Below are 25,537 nucleotides of genomic sequence, written 5' to 3'. Positions count from 1 at the left end.
AGAGGAGGAGGACATGACCCAGTTCCACTTCCCACCGCGGTCCACCCGCGGGTCGATGCTGGGCTTCAGCTGGGGGCAGATCGGCACGGCGGTGGCAGGGGTGATCTGCCTGGTCATCGCCGCGAACCTGCTGGCGGTGGGCCGGCAGGCCGCGGCCGGGTGCCTGCTGCTGGCGGCGGTGCTGCTGATCACCGTGGGGTTGCTGCGGATCCGGGGTCGGCGGGTCACCGAGTGGACGCCGATCGTCGCGGGGGCGCTAGCGCAGCGGGCGGCCAGGCAGGACCGCTACCGCGGTGCGGTGTGGGCGGCGAACCCAGGAACCGCGCATCTGCACCTGCCGGGCCCGGCGGCGGGCTATCAGTGGCTGCCGGCCGTGGCTGCGGACGGGTTGACCGAGGTGGGGCTGCTGCACCACCGGCGGGAGGGCACGGTGACCGCGGCGCTGGCGTGCGCGGGCAGCAACCTCGTCTTGGCGGACACGTCGGTGCAGCATCAGCGGCTCACCTCGTGGGCGGACGTGCTGAACCTGCTCGGCACCGAGTACGCCGACAGCGGCCTGGCGCGCTGGTCGTTGACGGCGCGTGCGGTGCCGGACCTCAGCAACCGGGCGCAGCGGTACCTCGCGCAGCGGGCGGTCGACACGAGCACGGCGGCGTACCGGTCGCTGGCGGAGCTGACCGCAGCGGCCGGGCCGGGAACGCAGCGCCACGACGTGTTCCTGACCGTGGTGTTCGACGTGCGGAAACTGTCGGCGGAGATCGCGGACGCGGGCGGCACGGACGCGGCCATCGCCACGGTCGTGCTGGACAAGCTCACCGGCGTGCAGGCGGCGGTACGCGAAGCCGGAATCGATACCAGCGGCTGGTTGACGCCCCGGCAGTACGCGGCGGTGCTGCGTAGCCAGTTCGACCCGGAGGACACCGAGGCGGAGGTGGCGCCGCACACGGCGGGGCCGGTCGCGGCAGAGACGGTGGGCTGGTCGTCGTACCGGCACGACTCCGGCTCCTCGCAAACGCTGTGGGTGTACGAGATGCCGCGCCAGCCGGTGCCGATGACGTGGCTGACGCCGCTGTTCACCCGTACCGTCGGACGGCGCGCGGTGACGATGGTGGCCGAGCCGGTGCCGGCGCAGTTGGCGCAACTGGCGACACGGCGGGACAAGGTCGCCCGCGCCGGTGACGAGGTGACCAAGCGGCGGATGCGGCTGGTCCGCACCGCACGGGAGGACGAGGAGGCCCGCGCGGTCGAGCAGATCGACCGGGAGCAGGCCGCCGGGCACGTCCGCTACCGGTACGCGGTGCTGGTCACCGTCACCGCCGACAGCCCGGAACAACTACGCCACGACGTGCGCGCCGTCAGGAGGGTGCTGGGCCGGTGCGGCTGCCAGGCGGTGGTGCTCTACGGCGAGCAGGACCAAGCATTCGTAGCCGGCGCGCTGCCCCTGGCGCGCGGTCTCAAGCCGATGCGGGGTTGGTTCGCATGACCCGCACACGCAGGAACGCGACGCCCCGGGTACGCCGGGAAGGGTCGTGGTCGCAGCGCCTTGCTGATTCCGCCGCCCGGCGCGACCTCGCGGCGGCGCAGGCGGACCTCGCACGGGAGCAGCGGGCGCTGCGGCGGCTGACCGGGCAGCTGCTGGGCCCGCCCTCCGTGGACGGGCGGGGGGCCTTTGGACGGGCCGCGGGTCGGGTGTTCTGGCGGTTGCGGCTGCCGCCGCTGGTCACCACCAGCGCGCAGCTGTGCAGCGTGTACCCGTTCGTCGCCGACCCAGGCCTGGGTGTGGACGGGCCGCTGATCGGGCAGGAGGTGTACTCCCGCGCCGGCTTCGTGTTCTCTGTGCACGAGCTGTATCGGGCGGGCGTGCTCAGCGTCCCCAACATGGTGGTCACCGGGGAGATAGGGTCGGCGAAGTCGTCGCTGCTCAAGACCATCGCGTTCCGGGGTGTGCCGTTCGGGGTGCGGTTCTACATCGTCGACGTCAAGGGCGAGTACGACACCCTCGCCGACGCAGCCGGCATCCAGCCGGTGCGGGTCGGCCCCGGCTCCGGGGTGGTGATGAACCCCCTGGCCGGCATCCGCCGCCTGCCCGATCAGGGGGAAGCGGAGTGGTTGCAGATCCAGCGGGCACGCAGGTTACTGCTGCTGGAAGGCTTGTTGGAAATCCAGCTCGGTGGCCCGCTTAGCGAGGCGGAACGGTCCTTGATCGAATATGCCCTCGACGCAGTTACCCGCGCCGACGACGGCACTAGCCCGGACCGGATGGACACCCCGACCCTGTCCCGGGTGCTCGCGGCAATGGGCGATCCGCCGCGGTGGGCGCACCGGCTGGCCGGGGTGCACTACGACGTCGACCAGTTCACCGCCGACAGCCGCCGCGTCCGGCTGGCCCTGGAACGGCTGATCACCGGCGCGCTCGGCGGGATCTTCGACGCACCGGACGCGTCGACGCTGTCGATCGACTTCGACCAGCCGGGCGCGATCCTCGACCTGAGGGCGGTCCGCGCGTCGGACCAGATGACGGCGATGGCGATGACCTGCGCGCAGTCCTGGCTGGAGGCGGAGCTGACCCGCCCGAACGCGCCGACCCGGGTCTGCCTGTATGACGAGTTCGCGCTGGTGAGCCGCCACCTGGGGCTGATGCGGCGGATGCGGGAGCAACTCAAGCTCGCCCGCGCGCTGGGTACGGCCAACATTCTCGCGTTCCACCGGTTCTCGGACCTGGCCGCTAGCGGCGGCGCTGACTCCGAGCAGGTCCGCATCGCCCGAGGGCTCATCGAGGACACCGGTGTGCGGGTGTCCTACCGGCAGGCGCCCGGCTCCCTGGACGCGGCACGGGAGTTTCTGGGCACCACGGACGTGGAGACCAACCTGCTGCTGCACCTGCGCCGCGGCGTCGGGCTGTGGAAGGTGGGGCTGCGCTCCTACGTCGTGAAGCACCAGCTGTCGGCGATCGAACGCGCGATGGTCGACACCGACAGTCGGATGCGGCAGGACCCCGAGGAAGCGGCCGCGCCGAAGGGGGAGTTGGCCGAGGCAGGACAGGTGCGGTGATGGCTGGCTCACTGATGTCCCCTGGGCACCGGCTGCCCCGCCGTGGAGTGGCCCGCGCCGACGTCCTCGCCCGGCTGACCCTGGCCGGCATCGCGGTCCTGCTGGTGTCGGCGGGGACGGTCACCCTGTGGCTGGCCGGGCAGGTGGGTGGGTTGCTCACCCATGCCACTTGGCCGGACACCACGCCCGCCGACGTTCCAGGCGTCACCGTCCGGTTCATCGCTGAGCCGGGCGATCCGACGCGGGCATGGCCTGCCGCCGCCCGTGACGATCTGCCGCCTGTCCCGCTGCTGTATGGGCTGTGGGTCGTCATGTTCAGCGCATCCCTCGTCGGAGTCGGCGCGCCGACGGTGCGGGTCGCGCGCCGCTGGGCACGGCGGCGCGGGTTCGCCGGCCGCCGGGACCTCGACCGGGTGGTGACCGCCGAGGCGGTGCTGCGCCGTGTCGACGTGCTGCGGCCGGGCCTGGCCATCCGCGACACCGACCCGCCCCAGACCAGCGCTTTGAAGGAACGGCGGCGGGCTGACCCGCTGGAGGTGGCCAGGCTGCTCGGCCGGCACGTGCTGACAGGCGAGCCGCTGTACCTCGCCAACGAGTACACCGAACTCCTGGCCGGCGCGGCGCGGTTCGCCAACAAGACAAGCCGCTACATCATCCCGAGGGTCGCCGACGCTCGCGGCGCGGTCATCTCCACCTCCACCCGCCTCGACGTCGCATCCGTCACCTACGACCTGCGCGCGCAGATCGGCCCGACGTGGATCTTCGAACCGCAGGGCCAGGTACCCAGGGTCCCTCGGCTGCGGTGGTCACCGATCGACGGCGCGGAGGACCCGGACATCGCGGCGCTGCGCGCCAAGGGCTTCGCCGCGGGCGCCGGCCTCAAGGGCAATGTCGACAACGGCCAATACTTTCAGGACCAGGCGGCGTCTATCATCCGTGGACTGCTGCACGCCGCCGCTTTGGACGAGCGCGCGACGATGACCGACGTGGCGAGCTGGGCGGCCAACCCCGCCGACCCGCGCGCCGAGCGGATTTTGCGCCACCACGGGCAGACGGTGTGGGCCGACCGGCTGGCATTCCACCGCGAGACCACCGGCCGCAGCCGCGACGCCATCCAGTCGGTGGTGTTCGGCGCGCTCGACGCGTTCAGCAACCCCCGGATCCTGCACGCCTGCTCACCGCCGCGCGGGCAGCAGTTCCACCCCGAGCAGTGGCTCGACGAATCCGGCACCCTCTACCTGGTCGGCACCCGCAGCGGGCAGGCGCTGATCGCGCCGCTGTTCGCCGCCATCGCTGAGGACATCATCTACCGCACCCTGCAACGGTCGTTCCTCGCACCCGGCGGCCGGGTCGAGCCCTGCCTGTACCTGATCGGCGACGAGATCACCAACATCGCACCGCTGCCATCGCTGCCCGCGCTGGCATCCGAGGGCGGCGGCGCCGGCATCGCCCTGTCAATCGCCTGCCAGAACACCCACCAACTCGAGGAGCGGTGGGGTCGCGACGGCGGCCAGGCCCTGCGCGACGGCGCGAACGCCCGCTTCGTCATGGGCGGCACCCAGGACGTCACCGCGCTCAAGGACGCCCAAGCCCTGCTCGGCCAGGTGCAGGAGCTGTCCTCGGCGGCGTCCTGGGGCGGCGGCCGCGCCAGCGTGCAGGAGAACACCCGCCGGGAACACCTGGTCGACTTGGCGGAACTGCGCACCCTGCCGACCGGGCACGCCCTGGTGCTACTGGGCAACATGCCGCCGGTCGAAGTGGTGCAACCGGCCTGGTGGGAACGCCCGGACGCCGACCGCTTCCACACGGCGCAGGAAGCCTTCACCGCCCGACTGTCGGGAGCAGGCTGATGCCGGACCGCACCTTCCTGTTCGACATCCCGGAACAGGTGTCGCCGCAGGAGCGCGCCACCGCCGAGCTGGCCGTGCTGATCGACACCCTGCGCGGCGCGGTGGAACAGCTCGCCGAGGCACACGTGGCACTGTCCGACCGCGTCGACGCCCTGGACGCCTCCACCGCGTTCGTGCCGGATCGGCATTGCTGGCGGGACCTTCACCGCGAGGACGCCCGCGAGCTGTGGGCGTGGCTGATCACTTGGACCCACTGGCTGTCCGACCGGTACGGGCTGGCACAGGACCTCGGCACGTGCTGGCCAGCCCACCCGGCCCTAGTGGAGGAGTTGACCGCCCTGGCGGTGTCGTGGCATCACGCCTACTCCGCCAAGGCGGACCCCGACGCGCCGCTGCGGTGGCACGAGGCGCTGCACCGCGCACGGACCCGGTGGCAGCACTGGGACACCAACCGATGCCGGCACGGGCAGCACACCCCCCGCAGCCCGGACACCGTCTGGGAGCAGCCCTGGCCTGACATCGCCGAGCGGGCGGTCAGCGAGGACATCCGCACACGGTCGGCGCCTGCGGTGGCGGCCGAGGAAACAGGGGGCAGCAGATGACACACCCAGCCGAGGTCACCAGCGTCTGGGACTGGCAACGGTTCGAGGCCGCGCTGGCAGGCCTGCGCACCGGGATCGACACCCTCGATGACTTCATCGCCGGCATCCACGAGGCACGCGACACCGGGCGCGACGACGAAGAGAGGCAGCAGTGGACAGACATCGACGAGCAGACACGACGGGACACGGAGCTGGACTGGGCCAGCGACGGGCACCTCGACGGCGACTACACCCGCGACGTCGACGAGTGAGCACCAGCGACTCCTTCGATGCACCACTCACCGCCATCAGCAACATGCTCACCCAACTACGCGTCGACGTCGTAGCCCTCATCGACACGGCGACCCGGCATCCCACCGCCCAGCGACGCGCGGCGCTGGTCGACGTCCACCACCAGCTGCGTCTACTCGGGCAGCGCGTCAACGCCGCACTCGGCACCCCGCTGGCCCAAGACGCGCCGGCCCACGAGCCTGCGGAGCCGACATGACCCACACCAGAAGCGCAGGAACAAGTTTGGCGCTCGCCGTGTTCCTGGTCGCCGGCTGCAGCAGCCCCACCACCCGGGCTCCCGCCGCACCAGACACCAGCACTCCGGCTGCACCAGCGGTGACCGGCCTGCTCCCGGACCCGGACGGTGTCCAGCCCACCCCCTCCACCGCCGCGGACCCCGCAGCCGTGGCCAAGGCGACAAAGTTCGCCGCCCGGTGGGCCCGCCCACACATGCCGGCCGCCCGGTGGCGCGCCGAGGTACGCCCCTACGCCGTGCCCGCCTACGCGGACCTGCTCGACACCGTCGACCCGGCCAACGTGCCCGCCACCCGGATCACCGCACCCGGCCGCGTCGTCACCGCCACCCCAGACCGAACGGAGGTCGACGTCGGCACGGACGCGGGCGTGCTGCGGGTGGTGTGTGTACGCAACGGCACGCGGTGGCTGGTCGCCACCCTCAGCATGCCGAGGGACACCCGGCGATGAACGGGCAGCGGGCCGGTGTCGGCGTCGCTGTGGTGGCTGCGCTACTCCTGGTGTGTGGTCTGCCGCTGGCGTCGGTGATCACCGAAGCGCCGGCCGCAGCCTGCGCTCCCGCTGCTGCCCAGGCCACGAGCAGCGCGGGCACGCACGGCGGGATCGGCCGGTGGAACAGCGAGCAGGTCACCAACGCGGCCACGATCGTCACCGTCGGCCAGCAGCGGGGGATACCGGCCCGAGGCTGGGTCATCGCGGTGGCCACGGCGATGGTCGAGTCCAGCCTGCGGAACCTGCGCGGCGGCGACCGCGACTCCGTTGGCCTGTTCCAGCAGCGACCCAGCCAAGGATGGGGCACCCCGGCGCAGATCCTCGACCCGGTCTACGCCGCCGGGAAGTTCTACGACAAGCTGCTGCGCATCCCCGACTGGCAGCAGCTGCCACTGACCGTCGCCGCGCAACGGGTCCAGGTCTCGGCGTTTCCCGACAGGTACGGCGAGTACGAGCAGGACGCCGAGCAGGTCGTAGTGGCCGTGACCGGCGTCGCCACGATCAGCGACCTGCCCGGTGCCAGCCTCGCCGCTTGCGGCAGCGCTCCAAACGTGGCCGCATCGGGGTGGACCGTGCCTGTGCAGGCGGCTGTTGGTAGTGGCTACGGGCCGCGCGCCGGACGGCTACACGCCGGCGTGGACCTTAGCGTTCCCCGCAACACGGTCATCCGAGCGGCCAGCGCAGGCGAGGTGGTGTGGTCCGGCTGCGACCCCGGCACCGGCAACTGCGACATCGACGGCAGCCCGAGCACCCGAGGATGCGGCTGGTACGTGGACCTGGTGCACGCCGGCGGCTACGGCACACGGTACTGCCACATGGTCCGCCGCCCCGACGTGCGCGTCGGCGACACCGTTCAGGCGGGCCAGCCGATCGGACTGGTCGGCACCAGCGGCCATTCCTCCGGCCCGCATCTGCACTTCGAAACCCACCAAGCGGTCTGCGACGGATCGCGCTGCGACCTCAGCAACGCCAACTCCACCGATCCGGTGCCGTTCATGCGCGAACGCGGCGCCCCGCTCGACGAAAGCAGGTGAGGCCCGACCTCGCACCACGACACGACATCCGACCGCGCACACATCACGGAGGTGAAACATGCGCATCGACCAGAACCAGCATCCATACCTGCCCACACCTGAACCGCCGCCACCGGTCGACCGCGCCGGCAGCAAGGGCCAACATCGCAACCGGCACACCCTGCGCCGACCGCGACACCTGCGGAGGCCACGATGAGCGCCTCCACCCGGCGGCAGATCGCAGGGGTCTACCGCCCACCCGTCAACTCTCGACCGGTCCCGCCGCCGCGCCCGGACGCAGTGGCGCAGCTCTGCCGCACCGCGAACACCGTCCGCGCACATCTCGAACGCACGGTGTTGCGGGAGGCGGGCATGACCTGGACCAGCTACGACGTACTGGTGCTCATCTGCGCCCGCCGAGTGGTCGAGCCCCGCGTCATCGCCGTGGAGGTGGGCATCGCCAAGGCCACCCTCACCAACACGCTCAGCGTGCTTGTCGATCGGGACCTTGTGCGCCGCCAGCTACACGAGCGTGACCGCAGGCGCGTAGTCGTGCGGCCCACCCAGGCCGGCCTGGACCTTGCACGGGAGCTGCAGCGCCTCGTGCACGCGCGGCAGGCGGAGCTTTTCGCTGGGCCGGGGATGCCACCAAGAGACAACATCGCCCACGTGTTGCGCGTGGTGGCCACCCGATCCCGCCCGGATGACGCCACCCAAGGTCGGGAGGGTGCCCGGTGACCGGCAACATCCGATCGCCGCGCCTCTCTCGGCGGCGTCCGTGCCCGTGGGACAGCGGCGAAGGCGGGGTCCGATGACACGGCGGACGACCATGCTGGCCGAGGAGGCCGTTCCCCGTAGCGACGTGCCCAACGCACCCGGACCCGGTTGGCGGCTGGGCGTCCTCTACGGGCCCGCTGTCTACGGCGTCAGCGCCGCCGCCGTCGCGCTCCCGGACGCAGCCCAGCATCTCCACGCCAGCGGCCCAGCGCTCGCGTGGATCCTCACCGCGTACGCCGTGGGCATCGGCGTCGGTGCGGTCACCGCCGGACGCATCACCGATCTGTGGGGCAGCCGCCCAGTCCTCCTGATCGCCGTCACGCTGCTTAGCGCCGGAGCGCTGACCTGCGCCGTCGCCCCCAACCTGCCCGCCGTCGTCACTGGCCGCATCCTGCTGGCGGTGGGCTCCGGCGCGGTCCAAGCCATCGCGCTCGCGACAGCTGCCCACTTGCCGGCATCGCAACGCCCGGCGGCATTGGCCCGGTTCGGCGTCTGCCTAGCCGCATTCAGTGCCACCGCGCCGCTGGCGGGAGCAGTGGCGGTGGCCTGGTCGTGGCGGGTGGCACTCGCCCTTCCCGTGCTGTCCATCGCCGCAATCCCGCTCTGCTGGCCCCTGACCACCCCACGCCGGCACCGGGAGCCGTTGGACTGGCCCGGAGCGGCACTGCTCGCGGCCGTCGCCGCCGGGCTCCTCCTGACCGCCCAAACCGCGGCCCAACACAGGAGCGCGGTCACCATTACGGCGACGACTGCCGCCACCGCAGCCACCGCGCTCATCCTCGCCATCCGCAGCCGACGCCACCCCGGCGGGTTCGTCCTCGGCGGCGTCCTGTCGGCCGCATGGTTTCGGCGCGCGGCGCTCACCGGCGCGGGCGTCTACGCCGGCCTGTTCGCCATCCTCTACGCGGCACCCCACCTGCTGACGAAGCTCGGCTACAGCACCACGCACATCGGGCTGCTCTTGCTTCCCGGTGCCGCCGTCGGTGCCGCGCTGGCCCGAGGCGCCGCAGCCGCCGCCCGCCGCCTGCCTCCACGGTACGTTCTGTCGGCAGCGAGCCTGCTGTTCGCGGCCACACTGTGCTACGCCGCCATCGACCCCGGTCCGATCGGCGTCACGGCAGCCGCCACGGCCGCATTCGCCGCCTCGGCGATCGCGCAGATGCTGCTCACGGCAGAAGCCACCAAACACGCCCCGCCACCTTGCCGTGGCGGCGCGATCGGACTGCTCACCCTGGCCACCTTCGTAGGCGGTGGTGGCGGCGCTGCACTCTGCGCCGCACTGTGGCAGCCATGGGGACCAGCCGCCGCGCTGGCCCTCATCGCACTGCTGCCCGCTGCAGCTGCCGCAGCGGCCTGGCGACTGCACTCCTGAGAGTGAGGATGTACGAGAGAGGCCTCTCGGCCCGGTCTGACCCTACGCCTGACTGAATTCGGGTCTTCAAACGCGATTTGTCTACGGGGCTGGGAGGACTGTACTCGCCGGACGACGCCTGCCAGTGCTCGGATCTAGCCGATAAGCAGACGGGTCTGACCGGCAGTATCGCCTTCTCGGCGGCGAGCCGCCCGTCCGCTGCGTGGCATCGGGCTAGCGTCCGAGCCGGGCATCGTTCGGAGTCGCCGGTAAAGCCGGGAGGTACGCTGGACCGTCGCTCGGGAGAATATGGCGGTCGTGATGGAGGGTCTACACGGGGGCGCCGGCAACGACGGCGGCGCAAACCACCGTGCTGCAGTCGCAGCGTACCTCGCGTGTTGTGGCCTCCTGCAGAAGCCCACGGTACACGTTACGGGCGCCGACCTAGGGCCGTATCCGGTGCGGCTGGAGTTTGAGACCGGCGCCGAGACTGACGACCTGGCCTGCATCTTCAGCGACGGATCCCGCATGGACATCTCCGCGAAGAGGCGATGCGGAGACGACCGCCATCTGCGCAAGACAATCGAGCAGTGGGTAAGCCAGGCCGAGAAGTTAACCAGGCCGCTGCTGCTCGGCCTCGCTGTCGCTGAGCCGGTGGGGATCGTCAGGGACTTGGGCAAGGCGCTGAAGCGGCGCAGAGATGGCGTGCCCGTGTTTCCCGCCAGCGAGAAGGCTGCGCTGGAAGCGCTGACCAGCCGGCTGAGCGGCGTGGATGAGCAGATGCGTGCCAAGATCCTGGATGCGGCTCACGTTTTGAAGATTGAGGCCGTCGAGCCCGGTGATCCCGAATACGAGCTCGCGGTAGCGTCGATGGAGGGAAGCCTGGTCAGACATGGCGACGGGGCCAAAGCCTTTAGGGCTCTCAGTTCACTGATGCACATCGACGCCGGCAAAGCGTATGTATGTGGAGCCGAAGACTGGCTCAATGCCATCGACGACGCCGGAGTACCGATCTTCGCCGATCTGCGAGGACCCCTCGGGGCAGCACTACATGCTCAGCGCATCGCTCTTGCTGAGTATCGGGCCCGGCTGTGCGCATCGGCAGGCTTGATCGATCTCACACTGCTCGCCGACGACCTGCCTCCGTTCGTTGTGGAAGGACTCGCGGACGGCCTCCGAGTTACCGTGCCTGCACGCAGCGATCGTCCTGTTACGGAGAAGCTGCTGCATGTGGCACGGCGGTGGACGCGCATGTCCCTCATCGGTCTGCCAGGCATGGGCAAGACCACGGCCGTGAATCAGATCGCCGCCTGCTGGGCGGCCGACGAGGATGCGCCGACACCGGTGGTCGTCCCGCTTCTATCAGTGGCTGAGCGATGCCGCCGGCCATCGGATGTCACCTTGAGCGTCTTTTGTGAGATCGCTTCCGCAAGTGCGGAGGGGGCTCAACGTGACGCCCTGTGCCGGGCACTGGAGCGCGAGTGCAGTGAGGGTCGCGCCGCCTTGATACTTGACGGTCTGGATGAGTGTGGCTCAAGGACCGGCACAGTCGCGCAGGGACTTCGAGCGGTGATCGACGCCCTGCCGACGCATACTGGAGTCCTCTTGACGACGAGATTCTGTGCTCAGAAGCAGGCTCGACTCGTCAACCTGCCGGCAGCCACGCTCATCACGCCAGCTGACTTGAACGACGTGCTCGACCGGCTTCTATGTCACGTCGCCGACGTCAGAATCGACGAAGCGGCTCGGGAGAATTGGACAGAGCTGCGCCGGACATGGCTAGAGCAGACACGGCACCGCCACCGGGACCTCGGCGATGTGCCCTTGCTCGCAACCCTGCTTGCACTCGTTGTCGCGGAAACCGGCGATGCGAAGCTGCCGGCTAGTCGGGCCCTGCTGCTGAAGCAGGCCGTCGAACTCAGCGTTTCTCGCTGGGAGCGGCGACGTGACCATGCCCACGACTTAGTCGAGGTGCAGCCCACTTCCGATCAACTACTCGCAGCGTACGCCGCGATCGCGCATCTGCTCGCAATATCGAACGGCACCGTCTCCGACGCCGAACGCAACGCCGCAGTTATCGAGGTGCTGCGTGAGCGGTGGGAACTATCACTAGGCGCTGCAACGGAGACCGCTCGGGAAATCGCACGTTTCTGGGACGACCGCATTGGTGTTTTCGTCGCGACCGACAGGGGGGTGGCGTCGCGCAGCCGGGTCTTCACCGAAATCGGAATGGCCATGAGGGCTCGCCAACTAGACGATTCTCAGATCGCCTCCTGGGTCAGGATGGCGGTGCCGGCCGATGATCAGCGGGAAGCCCTGATGCTCGCCGCGGATCTCGAGCCGCGTGTGATGTTCACGCTGGTGCGCGACCTCACGGACGAGGGGTCCGCACTAATCGCCGCTGCGGCATCCCGAGCTGGTGCGGCCATTCAAGACGACCAGACAATCCTGTTGATGGAGCGCCTCGCGCGGGCTGCACAAGAAGCCATGACGGTTGACGCACAGGAGAAAGACCACGGCTCGAACCCGTCCCAGCGGCGAGAGCAGGCCGACCGCGACGGACGTTACTGGAAGTTCGTACTGGCCCTTGCCTGGTTGCGGGTTCCCGGGAGGTTGCGCCCCCGTCGCGCGGAACTCATCGGGGGTTTGGCCTTAGAGGAGGAACGAAGGACAGTCGCCGCAGGCGTAGTTGCACTTGCGGATGCCGACAATGATGGGCGCGCGCTGACGGTGGCGGAGGCTGATCAAGTACGTGCCATGCTGCGACTCCCTCGCCCGGAAAGACCACCCCTGCTCAAAAACGCCCACGGCGCCTTCGAATTCCAGGATCACCCGCTATTGCTCACCGGTTACGTTGACGCCGCTCTCGCTGCAGCGCCACACCTGGACCTCCTCGGCAATGACCTAAGGAACGAGATTCGCGAGATTAGCGGCTGGGTGGACATCCGCGAGTATGAAGAGGCAGCAGGAACTCTAAAACGACACGGAGTATCGCTGGGTCTTGAACGGACCATGGCTTCCTTCGCCACTTTGTTCGAGCCTATTGAACGGGCTGGCTGGGAACGGCCCCTACTCGAGGCGGTCGCCGCGCTATCGACGAAACCTGTCAAGCCCACCATGGCGACCTGGCGTTACAGTAGTCTCGGCATCCTGATCGCTGCACTCGGCGCCGACCACGTAACGATAGGTGGCTATACAGATGCGATCACTGTCGACAGCGCCGACCGCCTACAAGGTTGGGTTGGTGCGGTCGCCGCTGCCGCCGGGCTGGATGCGGCTGAAATCGCGGGGCAGGCGCGGCGCGCAATTGCCGAACGCGAGCGCGACCTGAATCAGAAGGATCTTTGGGTGCTCTTGACAGTGCCGCTGCCTGCCGAACTCACTCCGTTAGACGCCAACCGGCTGGGTGCGAAGGAGCTGGAGGCCCTCATCGACGCGTTGCAGGCATCCTCGGGATGGATTGCTAACCTGGCTCGAAAGCTCTTGTCTGACATAACCGACGAGGCCCTCCGCAGTCGTATCGCTACTTCGGTGCGGAGCCGTGGCGTGGACCAACCCAGATAGATCGGGCGACCTTGTCCACAGCGAAGCTGCAACCACGTTCCTGGCGATCGGCGGACCTACGGCGGGAGCCATACCCCGCCCCCAGCCCCCAGGAGCGGCAACACCAGCCTGCCGCCGTCGTCGGCACGCACCTCGGACACGATGTGCGAGAACCCGGAATCAAGGTCTCGCCCGAATGGCGGGCGCGAAACGGTGCGCTGCTTTACGCCACCACACTCTGGAGCGGCGCTCTACCTCGCCCCGCCCGCCCGCCCCGCTGACCGGACGGCAGCCAGGCCGGTCCCTGCCGCGGTCTTTCCAAAGTTGCCCGAGGGTTACCTCGAGTTCATAGCCAGAGGTCGGTAAAGTTTGTATAGCCGCGGGCGACTAGCCTGCTGATGGTTTCGCTCGCGAGCCGTTGAGTGCGGGGATCAGGTGACCGTAGGCCGTCGCGGAGCACTGCCGCGATGTCGTCCCTGGAGCCGGTGATGAACCAGGGTTCATCGGGAGAGTCGATTATCGCCGCCATGGCCATGACGACATCATGCAGCGGCTCTCGCCGAAGCGCTGCGAGCCGTTCGGCGATGTCGTAGCAGGGCGTGAGGGTCGCTCCGGCGGCGAGCGCGTCGTTCAGTTGCGTCAACGCCCAGTCGTCGGGGAGTGCTCCGGAGCTGAACCATTGGCCGAAGCCTGCGAGCTGGGCCAACTCGCCGCCGGGTTGACGGGCAGCGTCGAACTGTCTCGTCCAGAGGACTCTGAGCCGCTCGACTTCGGCTTGGTCGAGACGGTCGGATCCGTGCAGTTGTTCGCCGATGACTTCGATGAGTCGTGCTCGCAGGCGCAGTGGAGCGTGGTCGAGGAAGCATGCGAACGATTCGGAGTCCAGTGAGATGGCGCCGTGTTGGTAGAGAATCGCGAGATGCTGTATGAGCCGGTCCTCGGGCTGATCCTCTCGCGGGCCGTCCGCGTGGCTGTCCACTTCTGATGACTCGGTGACGGTGGTGAGGTGTTGTTCGTACATCGGAGCAAGGAGCTGAGCTGTCGGCGGGGACGGCCATGAGAATTGCAGGTAGGCGTTCCAGGCTGCGGAGGCGACGCCCGGATCGGTGGTGTGCGGAAATATCCGTGAGATACGCTGGCGAGTCCAATTCTCGTCCAGGCTGGCGAGTAGGCGGATCTTTTCGCCGTAGAGGCTGCGGATCGCGGGGCTCGGGTCGATCGTGGTGTCGAGGTGCCTGTCAAGCAGTCGGCTGATGGCAGGGTCGAACGTGGGTATCGCCGGGTCGTGTCGGCGGATGGCGTATTGCAGCAGGGCGAGGAGGGCATTGCCCCGGACGCTGTTAATGGCGGTGCTGAAAGGTGAGCTGCTGTCGGGTCCGGCGTCGTCGCGGACAGTCGGATCGGGGTCTTCGAGAAGCCGTGCAATCAGTTCGAAGGCCTGGTCGAGCAGGTGTGTCGGGATGTCGTGGCGCACGCCGACGGCGAGCAGCTCGGCGAGTTCTTGCCGAGTCCAAGCCCAGCCGGAGTCACGTTCCCCGTCACCGTGTTCGGGGCGGCCTGGTAGCACGCGCGGCTGGGACATGGCGGACGCGCCGAAGGCTAGGACCTGTGGCCACTCGAGGATCGACGCGATGCTGGCGTCACTTCCTTGCGCGGTGTTGATTGCCTGGCGAAGCCCGGCGAGTAGGCCGCGGGCGTACGTGGGATCAAGATCGACGAATCGTGGGGCGAGGGCGGCGAAGCGGCCAGGGTCTCGCCCTGCGGCCGCGGTGATCTGCTGCCGTAGCTCGCTGGCATCCGGATCTTCCCACTTGCCGGTCGGCACCCAGTTGGCTAGGTAGGTGATGAGATTGTCGTCGGTCATGGGATCCAGGGCCGCGAGAGGCGCGCTGGATAGCGCGAGCACGTCCGACCGCGAGGTGAACACCACACCCCTGTTGGCTATGTCTGGTTCACCGAGCTTGTCGATGAGTGCGGCCCGTTCGGTCCGGTACCGCTCTGGCAGGGCATCCCCGAATCGAGCAAGTTGTCGCGTCCTCCAGCGCTCTACAGCATCTGGATCCTCGGTGTTCGCTGGCCCTTGATCGACTAGACGCAGGATGCGCTCCTGGTCTCCGGGTAGAAGTTCGGCGAAGTGTGCTCGTAGCAGCGCACCGTACTCGACGAAGCTTTCCCTGTCATGAAAGGCCGCGGCGTCGGTGAGCCGCGCGGCGACGAGCATCGGGTCTGGCACGAGTAGAAGCACGTGCAGGGCTAGGCGGCGGAAGATGCCATCCGGGTATGCCTCGAGCACGCAAACGACGGGGGCTGGTCCGGTCTGAGCCGCAACGGAGGCTGCGGCGTCTCGCAGCATGGCCACCAAATGGTCGCGGGCACCCAGTACCTTTGACGAAGCGATGTCCGGCCACCACAACCGCGAATGAGTCAAATCGTCTCGGGCGTCTGCCGCCTTCTCGGCGAGCCTGCTCGCGATCGCGGCAACCCCAGGCACACCCATCCCGGGAAAGAGCTCTGGGACAACATCGGGCGGAAGATATCCGCCGCGCGAGCCCCGCCGGGCGGGCGCGGGCAGTAGAGCCGCCAAGACAGCGGCGGCGTGATCTTGCTGGCCGTCGGCAACGAATACCGGCAGCAACTCCACTGCTTTCGAGGGCAGTCCCCATTGGGCCGGCGATGCGAGCAGCTGCGCGATCTTGACGGCAAGTGGGCGGGCCAGTTCGGCGGGTACCGCAAGCGCGACATCGGCCACGGTCTCGGCGGCTTCAGGGTTATCGGTGTCCAGGGCAAGGACGACGTCAACCACGTCTTGCGCGAGGTTCGGATCCCGCGCGATCCGGGCCAGGTACCGCCCTGGAGGCCACGGCTGGTAGACGACGTAGCCGTCCTTGTTGGCCTGCAGCGGCGGCGGTGAGCGGAAGTATCCCTTCTTACGGAGTTTCGGGAACCAGGCCGGTGTGGCCCGGTCGAAGAAACGGCCTAACGCCGGCGTGCTGTTCGGGACTCGGTTGAGGAGGCGCGATACATGGTCATTGGTGACCGGGTCGGCGGCGGCCAACTCATCGATCACGGGCAACGCACGTACGAATACCGCCTCGTAGCTGCGTAGGACCACCTTCAGCAGCGCTTCAAGTTGCAGCCACCTCTCGACCAGTGCATCGTCGGCTGGGCGAGGAGCTAGCAGGGCGCCACGATGAGCGACATCATGCCACTTGCCCGACTTCCTCCAGAGCTCTCGGACTGGATCGGCCTCATTGAAACCAAGCGCCGAACAGATCGCGTCGATGACCAGCGCGGCTTCTGGGTCTCTCCGCCCCGGCGGCTTCTGCGCATCCAGCTCGGCCCATTTCTCGAACGGGATGAGCGCGCCGAGCAACTCACGCAGTGCCGATTCGATCTCGCGAGCCATGTGACCGAGCAAGTGAGAGCGGGTCTGCAACGGCGGGGTCCCGCGAAGGATGCGGATAGCGTCGGCGTACTGTGCAGCTGGCGCGCCGCCCATCAGACCGAGCAGGCGGTGAATCTCCTGCTCCTGCGGCTCGAATGGCACCTGATCGAGCTGCTTGTCGTCGTCCGCCGGCATAAGGGGCACTTCCTTGACTTCTCGTCCAGCCTCCCCTGCGGGAGCCGGCTACGGATCAGAGACTACGTCTGGGGAAGCCAGAGCCTCGCGTCAGGCTTACGTCACGAGCTTCTGCTCGGCAAGATGCTCCAGCACCGCGAGAGTCAGGTCCGCCAGGTCCACTCGGGTGATCCAAGTGACATTCGAGCTTGAACTGGGTTGGCAGCCGTAGCCCGCAGTCATGGAAGAAGACCGGGAGGTCTCCGGGCAGTGTGGCCGCCGGACACGAGCCGACCGCGCCACTCGGCGAGCACCAGCGGGTCGGCGGGGTGCGCAGGCCCCCGTGGCGCTCGGCGTACAGCGCCTCGGCCAATTCAGAACGGCCACGCGGTGTCAGCGTGTCGCGGATTGCCGGTAGCGGGATCGCGGGACTCAGCGCGATGGCCAAGTCGTGCTCCTCTAGCCTCGACCGGCTGCTCTCGGAACGGCGCACCCAGCTCCTCCTCGACGTAGAGCTGGGCGCGCGCGACGCGACACGGCCGCGTTCGCCGAGGGCTTGCGGTTGTCATGCCCTCGATTCTCCCTCGGCCCGTCCCAGGGGGCGGCAACCGTAGCGGCCGTGACCCGTTTGGCGGCGCCCTCGGCAGTCGCGGGCACGGCCCCTCCGGCACGGTCACAGCCCTTGCCCTGGACTGCGGCGAGGACACTCGGCTGGCGTTAGGCGCCGACCCAGTCGATCTCCGCCTCGCTGATGTCGGCAGGCATGGTGATGTGCTGGTGCGCGTCGTGGGCGTGCTGGCGCAGGTGCTCGGGGATGGGTGTTGTGTGGGGCGTGGGGCGGGTGTCGTTCACCGCGTGGACGCGGGCGATGGTGGCGGCGACGGCCTCTGCGAGGCCCGCGTTTCGGTTGGCGGCGCGGCGGGCCTGTTCGGCGGCGGCGGCGAGGCCGGCGTAGCGCGCCGGTAGTGCGCTGTCGTACCAGCGTTTCCATTCCGCGTGCTGGGCGTCGAGGACCGTGGCGCGTCGGGTGTGCTCGGCGATCTGGTGGTCGAGGCTGGCCAGCTTCTGCTGAAGGCTGCTGACCTGGTCAGCCGCTGCGGCAGCGTGGGTGTGCAGGTCGCGTTGCGCGGTGAGGCGCCGGATACGTGAGGGGCCGCGGTGCCACCACCGGGGTTGCAACCGTTGCGCGCGCAGCGCCGTGTGGCGGTGCATGGCGTCGGCGGTGACGAGCAACTGGAGGAGGTCGCGGCGGTGGTGTTCGGTCTCGGTGAGGGCGCTGTAGGTGGTGCGTAGCTCGTCGGCGACGTAGGCAGGGGCGGTGCCGTCGGCCTCGCGTTGCGCGGTGATGAGGCGGGCGAGTTCGACGTCGGGTGCGGTGGCGAGCTTGCCGGCGAGGGTGGCGGCGCCGAGAACAAGGCGAGCGCGGTGCCAAGCGTTCCAGCGGGTGATGTCGCTGGTGCGGGGTTCGGGTCCGATGGGGTGCTGGCCGGTGAGTTGGTAGGTGTCGCGGTAGGCGGCGACGACCTCGGCGCGGGTGAGCCATTGTTGGCGGCCGAAGTCGTCGGTGGGGATGTCGCCGAGGGCGAGGCTCCAGGCGGGCCGGGTCTGTGCGGCGAGGTGCGCGAGTGCTTCGGCGCGGCGGTCGCAGATGGCGGCGACCTGGCGAAGCGCGTCACCGATGTCGCCGGTGAGGTCGGCCGGGAGGCGGTCGGTGTGGGTGCGCCAGTGTTCTGTGCGTTCGGCGACGGCGGGGTCGGCGGTGGCTCGTTGCATGAGGCGGTCGATGCGCCAGCTGAGGACGGCGGCGATGTCGTCTGCGGTGTCGAGTTCGCGTACTCGGATGACGCGGCGGAGGACGTCGCGGGGTTCGTGTCCGGCGGCGGCGTAAGTGGTGAGTCGGTTGATGAGCGCTGGTAGGGCGAGGTCGTGGGCGAGCCGGTCGGCGAGGGCGGGGCCGCTGAGTTGGCGGACGATGGCGAGGTGTTCGGGGATGCGGGCGCGGGCGGTGAGGTCGTCGTAGATGGGCGTCCAGGTGTGTAGGGCGTCGGCGTCGGCCCAGAGCTGCTGTTCGGTTTCGGTGGCGGAGCGCTCGGGTCCGCCGCGGCGCATGACGTCGGCGAGAACGGCGACGCGGGCGGTGGGCGGCGCCGGTGGGGTGCCTTCGCGGGGGTCGTCGTCAGTGACGACGTACGCCTCGTTGAGCGCTCGGCCGCGGGTGAGCATGACGTAGACGCGGGCGAGGGAGGTGTTGTCGTCGATGAGCGCGCGGGCGGTGTGGACGGTCTGTCCTTGGACCGAGTCGACGGTTTGCGCGTACGCGAGGTGGGTGTGCTGGGCGGTGTAGGCGGCGGGCAGGACGGCGTCTGTTCCGGTGGTGATGTTGGTGATGTGGAGTTGCCCGTCGCGGGTGATGGCGTTGATGCGCCACTGGTCGCGGTTGGTGACGTAGTCGGGGCCGGCAGCGATGCGCCGGTCGTTGCGGCGGGTGACGATAATGTCGCCCACGCTGGCCAGGTTGCCGTCCCGCAGGCGTACGGCGCGGCCGGGCTGCACGTGGCCCGTGGTGATGAGCAAGCTGCGTGCGCGGTGGGCGATGTCGCTGGCCTCTTTGGTGGTGTCGACGAGCATCATGCTGCGGCGGCCGGCGGTGATGTCGGCGAGCCACCGGGTGAGCATCTGGTCGACGAGGTGGCGGCGGTGCCCGCCGACGAGGCGCCCGCGCCGGTCGTACTCGGCTAGGACGGTGGGGTCGCCGTGGCGGAGCCGCAGTGAGGCGGGGCCTTCCCAGGCGTGGGTGAAGCGATGCACGTGCGACAGGGAAGTGGTGACGCCGAGGGTGGCGAGGTAGCGGAGCAGCCCGCCGGGTCCTACGGCGGATGTCTGATTGGGGTCGCCGACGAGGATGAGCTTGCCGCGTACATGGTCGAGCTGAGCGGTGATGCGGGCCAGATCGTGGCTGGAGACCTGGGATGCCTCGTCGATGATGACCCATTGCCCTGGTGCGAACGTCCAGTGGCGGGCTCGGGTGCCGGGCGGGGGCCGATGTTGGGCGTGCAGCCACCGCGCGACGTTCTCGGTGCGCAGAGTGGTCCCGTCGGGTTGGCGGGTGGCGTCAGCGAGCAGGTTGGCGGCGGCCTGGCCGACGGTGAGGCCCAGCACCGGTATGCCTGCGGTGTGGGCTGCGGCGACGACGGCCCGCTGAAGGTGCGTTTTTCCGGTGCCAGCGGGACCGATGACACCGGTGATGCGCCGGTCGTCGCCGATGAGGAACCGCAGCACCTCGGGTTTCTCGCCGGACAGGTCCAACCGGTCGACGGCGGCGTTGATGACCTCGGCGGGGGCGGGCCGCGCGCCGCGTCGACGGGCGTAGGCGATGACCTGGTGCTCGGCAGCGAGGACGGCGTGGGTGGTCAGGTGCAGATCCCGATGGCGGGTGTATTCGCTGTGCAGGTCGCTGGCACGTTGCAGGATCGGTCCCCACTGCACGAGCGCTGGGGGAGTCAGGACGCGCAGGCCCGCAGCCCCTTTGGTGACGGCGTGCGCGGCGAGGCGCTGCACGCGTTGCCAGTCCGCGGCGGGCGAGTGCCCGGGTGTGATGTCGAGGACCTGACCGATGGCGAGTTCGAGGTGGTCGCGGCCGAAGACGGTGCGCTGACGGCTGAGCGTGTGTACGGCACGGGTGACCGCCAACCGGTCGTCGGCGCGAACGGCGGCGTCGATGACGCGCGGGCGGTGCGCGCGGGCGACGCGAAGCTGGGCGGCGGCGTCCCGTAGCGTGGCCTCGTCCAGGGCGGCGGGGTCGGCTGCGAGACGGCGGGCCCGGCGCAGCACCCGCAGCGCGATGGCGGCGGTGTCATCGTGCGCGTGACCGGCGAGAATACGTTGAATCTGCCCTCGTGTGTCGAGGCCCATTTTGCGGTCCTCGGCGAGCCAACGGCGCACGGCCTCGTGGGTCGACTCGGCGCCATTATGAGGGCGGCGGGTGCGCAGGGTGGCGTCCTGGGCGCGAGTGCGCCACCGTCGCGGTGCCATCCGTTGAAGCGGGGATGCGCCGCGGTGGATCTCCTCGGTGATGGCGGCGCGACGTCTGGCGTAGTGGCGCAGGGAGTTGACGCTGATGCCGACGATCTCCCGGATGCCGGTGTCAGGGCGTGGGGCGAAGGTGATACCGCGGCGCTGGCGTAGCTCGGCTTCGACCGCACGTTCGTAGGCGACGCGGGCGCCGATCGCGGCGCGGTAGAGGGCCCGGCCGTCGAGGGCGAGCCACTGGCATTTGCCGTCGGCGCTGTGGGCTTGGACTTTGGCGGAGACCACGATGTGCGCGTGAAGTTGGGGGTCACGTTCACGGCTGAGGCGGTGGTCGAAGACCATGGCCGCCAGGCCTGCGGTGTCGAGTTGGCGGACGCCTCCGGCGCCGGCGCGGGCATAGGCGCCGTGCCGTTGCAGATGGTCGAGCACGACGCGAACGCCGGCGTGGTGGGCGGCCATGACGTCGCGTTTTACGTCGTCGTCGCCGAAGGCCCACAGCAGCGACACAGACTTGACCGGAGACACGGTGACGTCGAACGCGGACACCGCGCGGCGCTCCGGGGCGGCCATCGCGTCGTACCACGCCTTGTCCCGCTGTTCGACCGTGGCGTCGTCGGGCAGGCGCGACAGCGCTCGCTGCGCGGCTGCGGCCCGGTACGCGTCGGTCTGCGGCGCGTACGTGCGCCATCGCTGCCCGAGCTGGTAGCCGGCGAGGGGATGGCGTCCCTGGCCGACGAGGAGGCGCATCTGGGTCTCGGTGACCCAGCCGCTCACTCCGAGGACCGTGGCGCCGTCGCCAGCCCACCAACCGGGGCTCTCACCTCGCGCCGTCGGGTCCAGGTAGTACGGGGCCGGGTTCCCGATGGTCGGGGCGCGCATGTCGTGCCGGCCGGCCGCGACCTGCTCCATCAGATAGCGATATCCGCTGCCGGGCGAGATTCGCGTGATGGACAACATGCGAAAACCTTAGAAGATCAACTAGAGGGTGGGTGGCGGAGAATGCAAGAGGGTGTGTCGCCTTTAAGGGAGCAGGAATCGTGGGGTTGGGCATTTTTGCAGGTAGGGCGCTGTGCGGCTGGTCTGGGTGAGGCTCTGAGGTGATTCCTGAAATTGCGGCCAGGCTCGAACGAATAGGCAAGATGGCAGGCTCGGGATGTGTTGGTGGGGATCGGAAAGCCGCTACGGTCGGGATATGGCGAGTCGAACGGGGAATGATGCGGTCCGCGCGCTTCGGGCGCGGCAGGAGGTCGAGCGGCGTGCCGTGCGGGCGGTCGAGCAGTCCGCCTCGGCGCTTGCGGATGCTGCCGAGCGGCGGCGCGAGTTGCTGGCAAAGGTAGACGGGGAGGTGCGGGACGCAACGACGGCACACGAACTGTCGGTGGCGGTCCTCGCGACGATCCTCCGTGACGACGGATTGGCCGCTGAGCTGGCCGGTGTGGACGTGAGCAGAGTCCGGGCGCTGCGGCGGACGGTGGACGGTAAGGCGGTGCGCGAGCGCATCGCGCAGTTGGGGTCGGTGATGCCGCGGCGTCGTGGTCGGCCGTCTGCGCTGGAGGTCGTGTCGCGAGAGGGCGTGATGGGTGATGCCGAGTCAGCCGCCGGCCTGGTGGACGGCGACTGACCTGCGGATGCGCTGTGGGACGTGGGGTGAGAGTCGGGAGCGGCAGCCGGCGGCGGCGTGCTCGATGCGCGCCGACGACGTCCCGGGTGTGCCGCCCGGCCGCTGCGGGCGGCCGGGCGGGCGCGGGGTCAGGGATGCTGGCCGAGCAGGCGTCCGGGGTCGCCGGTGGTGGTCCATCCGGCGCAGTCGCTGAGCAGCCGGTGGGCGCTGTGGGCGAGCGTGACCGGGTACAGGTTGGGGCGCTGCACGTAGTGCTTGCCGTGCTGCCAGAGGTCGAGCAGCATCGCGGCCAGTCGCAGGGCGGCGCGCATTCGTCCGGGGTTGCAGTCGTCGCAGTGGTGCCGGCGGGCGTACTTGATTAGTGCGACGGTTGCGGCGCGCAGTTGTACGGCGGTGGCCAGGTCGTAGACCGGCTCAGTTGGCCACGCGGGCCGGTGGTCACACAAGTCGAGGTGGCTGATGACGTGGGCCATGCGGCGGCGGGCGTCTTCAAGCATGGCCAGGATTTGACCGGCGCGGCGAACGGCGGGCGTTGCCGCCGGGATCAATGTCGTGGGTGCCGTGAGGGCAGACATAGGGCTCCTCCTGTTGGCGTTCGTGTGGGCGGTGTTCGGCGTTCCGCCCGGATGGCGCGCGTGGTGCGAGGGGGAGGGGCGGCCCGGGTGGGGTGACCCGGGCCGCGCTTGGGGGTGTTAGCGGTAGCGGCGGCGTGAGGTGGCTGCTGTGGTTGCGGTGGTTGCGGTGGTGTGGTGCCACACCTGGACGGCTGTGCCATGGCGCTTGGCGTCGTACATGGCGGCGTCAGCCCGGGTGAGGAGGTCGGAGGCCGTACGGGTGCCCTGGTCGGCTATCGCGAGGCCGATGCTTGCGCGGCATTTGACGGGCTCGCCGAAGATCGCGAGGGTGCTGCGGTCGAGGGCATCGGTGGCGGCGGTGGCGTTCTCGCGGCTGGTGCGTTCGCCGTCGCCGGTGATGATCAAGAACTCGTCGCCGCTCATTCGGCCGATGTAGGCGGCGGGTAGGTCGAGCGCGGTGAGGGTGTCCGCGACGTGGATGAGCAGGCGGTCGCCTGCGGCGTGCCCGTGCTGGTCGTTGATCGCTTTGAAGTCGTTGAGGTCGAGAAGCGCGACGCTGACGGGCCGGGTGTGGTCGGCCAGGAGCGCGTTCAGGTGGCGCAGCAGCGCGCGGCGGTTGGGTAGCCCGGTCAGCGGGTCGTGGTCGGCCTCGTGGCGGGCGGTGGTGAGTGCGGTGCGAAGTCGTCGGTTGTGTACCAGGAGTGCGACGAGGTTGGCGGTGGTGACTGCGAGCAGGATCGTTTGCCACGCCGTGTGCATTCGGGTGCTCCTTGGGGGTTGGGGTTTGTGTGGTGCGCGGTGGGGGTTCGCCGTCCCCTCCGAACAGTCATTACTATACCTATTTCGATGGTGTGGGTCTATCCAATTCGGCCCGCACGGTCGAGAAAATTGGATGACTTGATGTGCTGGCGGCTACGCTGATCGCGCTTTCATTTGTCGAGGTGTTGCCATTGACGGGTAACAGGGGAGCCGGCGCGGCCGACTCCCCTGTTACCTTCTACGGCTGCTGTCGCTTGCGGGCGTCGCCGAGCACGTGAACCTGATCGGTCAGGACGAGCGGGGCGTCGGCCGGTCCTTTGATGTGAGGGCGGACGTAGGTTCGGCGGCGGAGTGCGCGGCCGGGGCCGTAGGGCTGCTGCCGGAAGAACCCGGCGACCCACCATCGGCGGGTGTAGACGCGCGTGGTCGTGCTGTCGGGGCTGTCCTGGCGGGCCTGCTGCTTGCGTCGCAATCGCACGAGCCGCACCGTTGGCGCGGGTCGGTTGGCGCGCTGGTACGCCTTGCGCGTCGCCTTGTCGGCTGGCTCCTCGGTGACTTCAGCGTCGGGCTGCGTCGACAGGATCCACGTGGCGATCAGCGAGCACAGCATCACGCGCGTCTGTTCGCTGCCAGGTGCGTACGGCTGGCCGAAGCGCAGCCCAGCGCCGCTGCTGACTGGGGCGAGCCAGCCGATGCGCTCGCGTAGCCCCTGCAATTCCAACTCGGTGGGCTGGCGGCCCTGCACGAGGGTTTCGGCGGGGGTGTAAAAGGTGATCCAAACGCCACCGGGGATCGGTCCCCACTGCGCCGCGACGATTGGCACCGTTAAACCGGTCTGCGGCTCCACCGGCTGATAGATCGGCGTGTGCCAGACGAGTAGGCCGTCGGATGCCGGCATCTCGACTTGCTCGACGCGCACGTCAGGAAGATCGCGTGCCGCGTGTGCGGCGAGGGTGGTGAAATCGGGGTCGATCCAGAACACGCGTCCGTTTTCTGCATGATTTGCCATTAGGGCGGTGTACTGGCGCAGCGCTTCGGGGTTGCGGGCGTCAACGATCGCGGCGGGGGCATCGACTGGGGCACCAGGGAACAGGTGCCCGGGGATCTTGTATGTCTTGCCACCGTCAAGTAGGCGCAGGAGATACGAGCCGCCGGACGTGCGCCAGAAACGCACGAGTCGATCCCGCACCTTGGGCAGCATCTGCGGGCGCAGCGACCGCACCTCGGGGGCGGCGGTGGCGTCCTTCGCGGGAGGGCGGCTGTGGTTGTTCGCCACGTAGGGGAGCGGTTGCCGTTTCGGCGTGGTGGGCGTGGCGGCGAAGAGGGCTTGGTGCAGGGGCCGGAAGAAGCTCTGCGCGTCATCTGACAGGCCGCGACGGCGGGCGCGTTTGATGGCGCGAGCGGTCAACCCTTCGGGGTCGCGCTGCTCGACCAGGCGTGCGCATCCCTCGCAAGCTGCCCAACTGCCGCCGAGGTTGTGCATCGCCATGCCGCTGACGTCGGTGGGGGCCACCATGGCGACTTCGAGTTTCCCGAAGGTGAACGACGCGACCGGGCGAGGCGCGGAGCAAAAGTCGCAGGTCATTTCGACGTGCGCGAGCTGTGCGAGTGGCACTGGGTTGGGCTCGTGGTCGTCGTTGCCGTTGCGGGAATGAAGGAACGTCTTCCCGTGGTCTGGGGTGGTGATCATGGTGAGGGGTACGCCGCACGTCGCGCAGCCGTACCCCTCGACGATCGGCAGAGCGCCGACGCCGTGGGAGTCCATGCGTCTCCTTTGGGTTGGGGTTTGT

Annotated in this window: 17 protein-coding genes; 12 read left to right on the top strand and 5 right to left on the bottom strand. The window is 69.3% G+C overall.

Going from position 1 to position 25,537, the window contains the following annotated elements; genetic code table 11:
• The first annotated feature begins 13 nt into the window (after positions 1–13).
• From ACZ6Q9_RS19550 to ACZ6Q9_RS19500, 11 genes are all read left to right on the top strand, one after another.
• Positions 14–1,483, top strand: coding sequence for an SCO6880 family protein (locus tag ACZ6Q9_RS19550; protein WP_396827219.1), 1,470 nt, complete (start codon positions 14–16; stop codon positions 1,481–1,483).
• A complete protein-coding gene (locus tag ACZ6Q9_RS19545; RefSeq protein WP_396827217.1) occupies positions 1,480–3,051 on the top strand; it encodes a hypothetical protein in 1,572 nt (523 codons plus the stop codon). Before ACZ6Q9_RS19550 ends, ACZ6Q9_RS19545 begins: the two co-directional genes overlap by 4 nt.
• Positions 3,051–4,901: a type IV secretory system conjugative DNA transfer family protein gene (locus ACZ6Q9_RS19540; RefSeq protein WP_396827215.1), complete on the top strand. Its 1,851-nt coding sequence runs from the start codon at positions 3,051–3,053 to the stop codon at positions 4,899–4,901. The genes ACZ6Q9_RS19545 and ACZ6Q9_RS19540 overlap by 1 nt, the downstream gene beginning before the upstream one ends.
• Entirely contained in the window at positions 4,901–5,503 is a 603-nt protein-coding gene (locus ACZ6Q9_RS19535; protein ID WP_396827213.1) for a hypothetical protein, read from the top strand. Before ACZ6Q9_RS19540 ends, ACZ6Q9_RS19535 begins: the two co-directional genes overlap by 1 nt.
• Positions 5,500–5,754 (top strand): hypothetical protein, encoded by a 255-nt coding sequence (locus ACZ6Q9_RS19530; RefSeq protein WP_396827211.1) that lies wholly within the window; start codon positions 5,500–5,502, stop codon positions 5,752–5,754. The genes ACZ6Q9_RS19535 and ACZ6Q9_RS19530 overlap by 4 nt, the downstream gene beginning before the upstream one ends.
• Positions 5,751–5,990, top strand: a complete 240-nt coding sequence (locus ACZ6Q9_RS19525) for a hypothetical protein (RefSeq protein ID WP_393270006.1) — start codon at positions 5,751–5,753, stop codon at positions 5,988–5,990. The genes ACZ6Q9_RS19530 and ACZ6Q9_RS19525 overlap by 4 nt, the downstream gene beginning before the upstream one ends.
• The gene (locus tag ACZ6Q9_RS19520; protein WP_396827209.1) at positions 5,987–6,478 is read left to right on the top strand and encodes a hypothetical protein; all 492 of its coding nucleotides are present in this window, start codon (positions 5,987–5,989) and stop codon (positions 6,476–6,478) included. Before ACZ6Q9_RS19525 ends, ACZ6Q9_RS19520 begins: the two co-directional genes overlap by 4 nt.
• Positions 6,475–7,554 (top strand): M23 family metallopeptidase, encoded by a 1,080-nt coding sequence (locus tag ACZ6Q9_RS19515; protein WP_396827207.1) that lies wholly within the window; start codon positions 6,475–6,477, stop codon positions 7,552–7,554. Before ACZ6Q9_RS19520 ends, ACZ6Q9_RS19515 begins: the two co-directional genes overlap by 4 nt.
• A 192-nt stretch (positions 7,555–7,746) precedes the next feature.
• Positions 7,747–8,271: a MarR family winged helix-turn-helix transcriptional regulator gene (locus ACZ6Q9_RS19510; RefSeq protein WP_396827205.1), complete on the top strand. Its 525-nt coding sequence runs from the start codon at positions 7,747–7,749 to the stop codon at positions 8,269–8,271.
• A 91-nt stretch (positions 8,272–8,362) separates the two neighbouring features.
• Positions 8,363–9,682 (top strand): MFS transporter, encoded by a 1,320-nt coding sequence (locus ACZ6Q9_RS19505; RefSeq protein ID WP_396827203.1) that lies wholly within the window; start codon positions 8,363–8,365, stop codon positions 9,680–9,682.
• Between the two features lie 438 nt (positions 9,683–10,120).
• Positions 10,121–13,225, top strand: a complete 3,105-nt coding sequence (locus ACZ6Q9_RS19500) for an NACHT domain-containing protein (RefSeq protein WP_396827201.1) — start codon at positions 10,121–10,123, stop codon at positions 13,223–13,225.
• A 325-nt stretch (positions 13,226–13,550) separates the two neighbouring features.
• Here the strand turns inward: ACZ6Q9_RS19500 and ACZ6Q9_RS19495 are convergent, their stop codons facing one another.
• Positions 13,551–16,784 carry a hypothetical protein gene (locus ACZ6Q9_RS19495; protein WP_396827199.1) on the bottom strand — a complete coding sequence of 1,078 codons (3,234 nt, stop codon included), beginning with the start codon at positions 16,782–16,784 and terminating at the stop codon, positions 13,551–13,553.
• Positions 16,785–17,480: 696 nt separating this feature from the next.
• Positions 17,481–21,749: a MobF family relaxase gene (mobF, locus tag ACZ6Q9_RS19490; protein WP_396827197.1), complete on the bottom strand. Its 4,269-nt coding sequence runs from the start codon at positions 21,747–21,749 to the stop codon at positions 17,481–17,483.
• A 235-nt stretch (positions 21,750–21,984) separates the two neighbouring features.
• Here mobF and ACZ6Q9_RS19485 point away from each other — a divergent pair, with 235 nt between their 5' ends.
• Complete coding sequence (locus ACZ6Q9_RS19485; RefSeq protein ID WP_396827196.1) at positions 21,985–22,413, top strand: hypothetical protein; 429 nt, start codon at positions 21,985–21,987, stop codon at positions 22,411–22,413.
• 128 nt (positions 22,414–22,541) lie between these two features.
• On the opposite strand, the gene ACZ6Q9_RS19480 is transcribed toward ACZ6Q9_RS19485, so the two are convergent.
• From ACZ6Q9_RS19480 to ACZ6Q9_RS19470, 3 genes are all read right to left on the bottom strand, one after another.
• Positions 22,542–22,910, bottom strand: coding sequence for a hypothetical protein (locus tag ACZ6Q9_RS19480; RefSeq protein WP_396827194.1), 369 nt, complete (start codon positions 22,908–22,910; stop codon positions 22,542–22,544).
• 195 nt (positions 22,911–23,105) lie between these two features.
• The gene (locus ACZ6Q9_RS19475; RefSeq protein WP_396827192.1) at positions 23,106–23,747 is read right to left on the bottom strand and encodes a GGDEF domain-containing protein; all 642 of its coding nucleotides are present in this window, start codon (positions 23,745–23,747) and stop codon (positions 23,106–23,108) included.
• Between the two features lie 238 nt (positions 23,748–23,985).
• Entirely contained in the window at positions 23,986–25,512 is a 1,527-nt protein-coding gene (locus tag ACZ6Q9_RS19470; protein ID WP_396827191.1) for a hypothetical protein, read from the bottom strand.
• Positions 25,513–25,537: the final 25 nt, after the last annotated feature.

The organism is Micromonospora sp. NPDC049139 (assembly GCF_055586845.1).
This window is presented reverse-complemented; position numbering and strand designations above follow the sequence as displayed.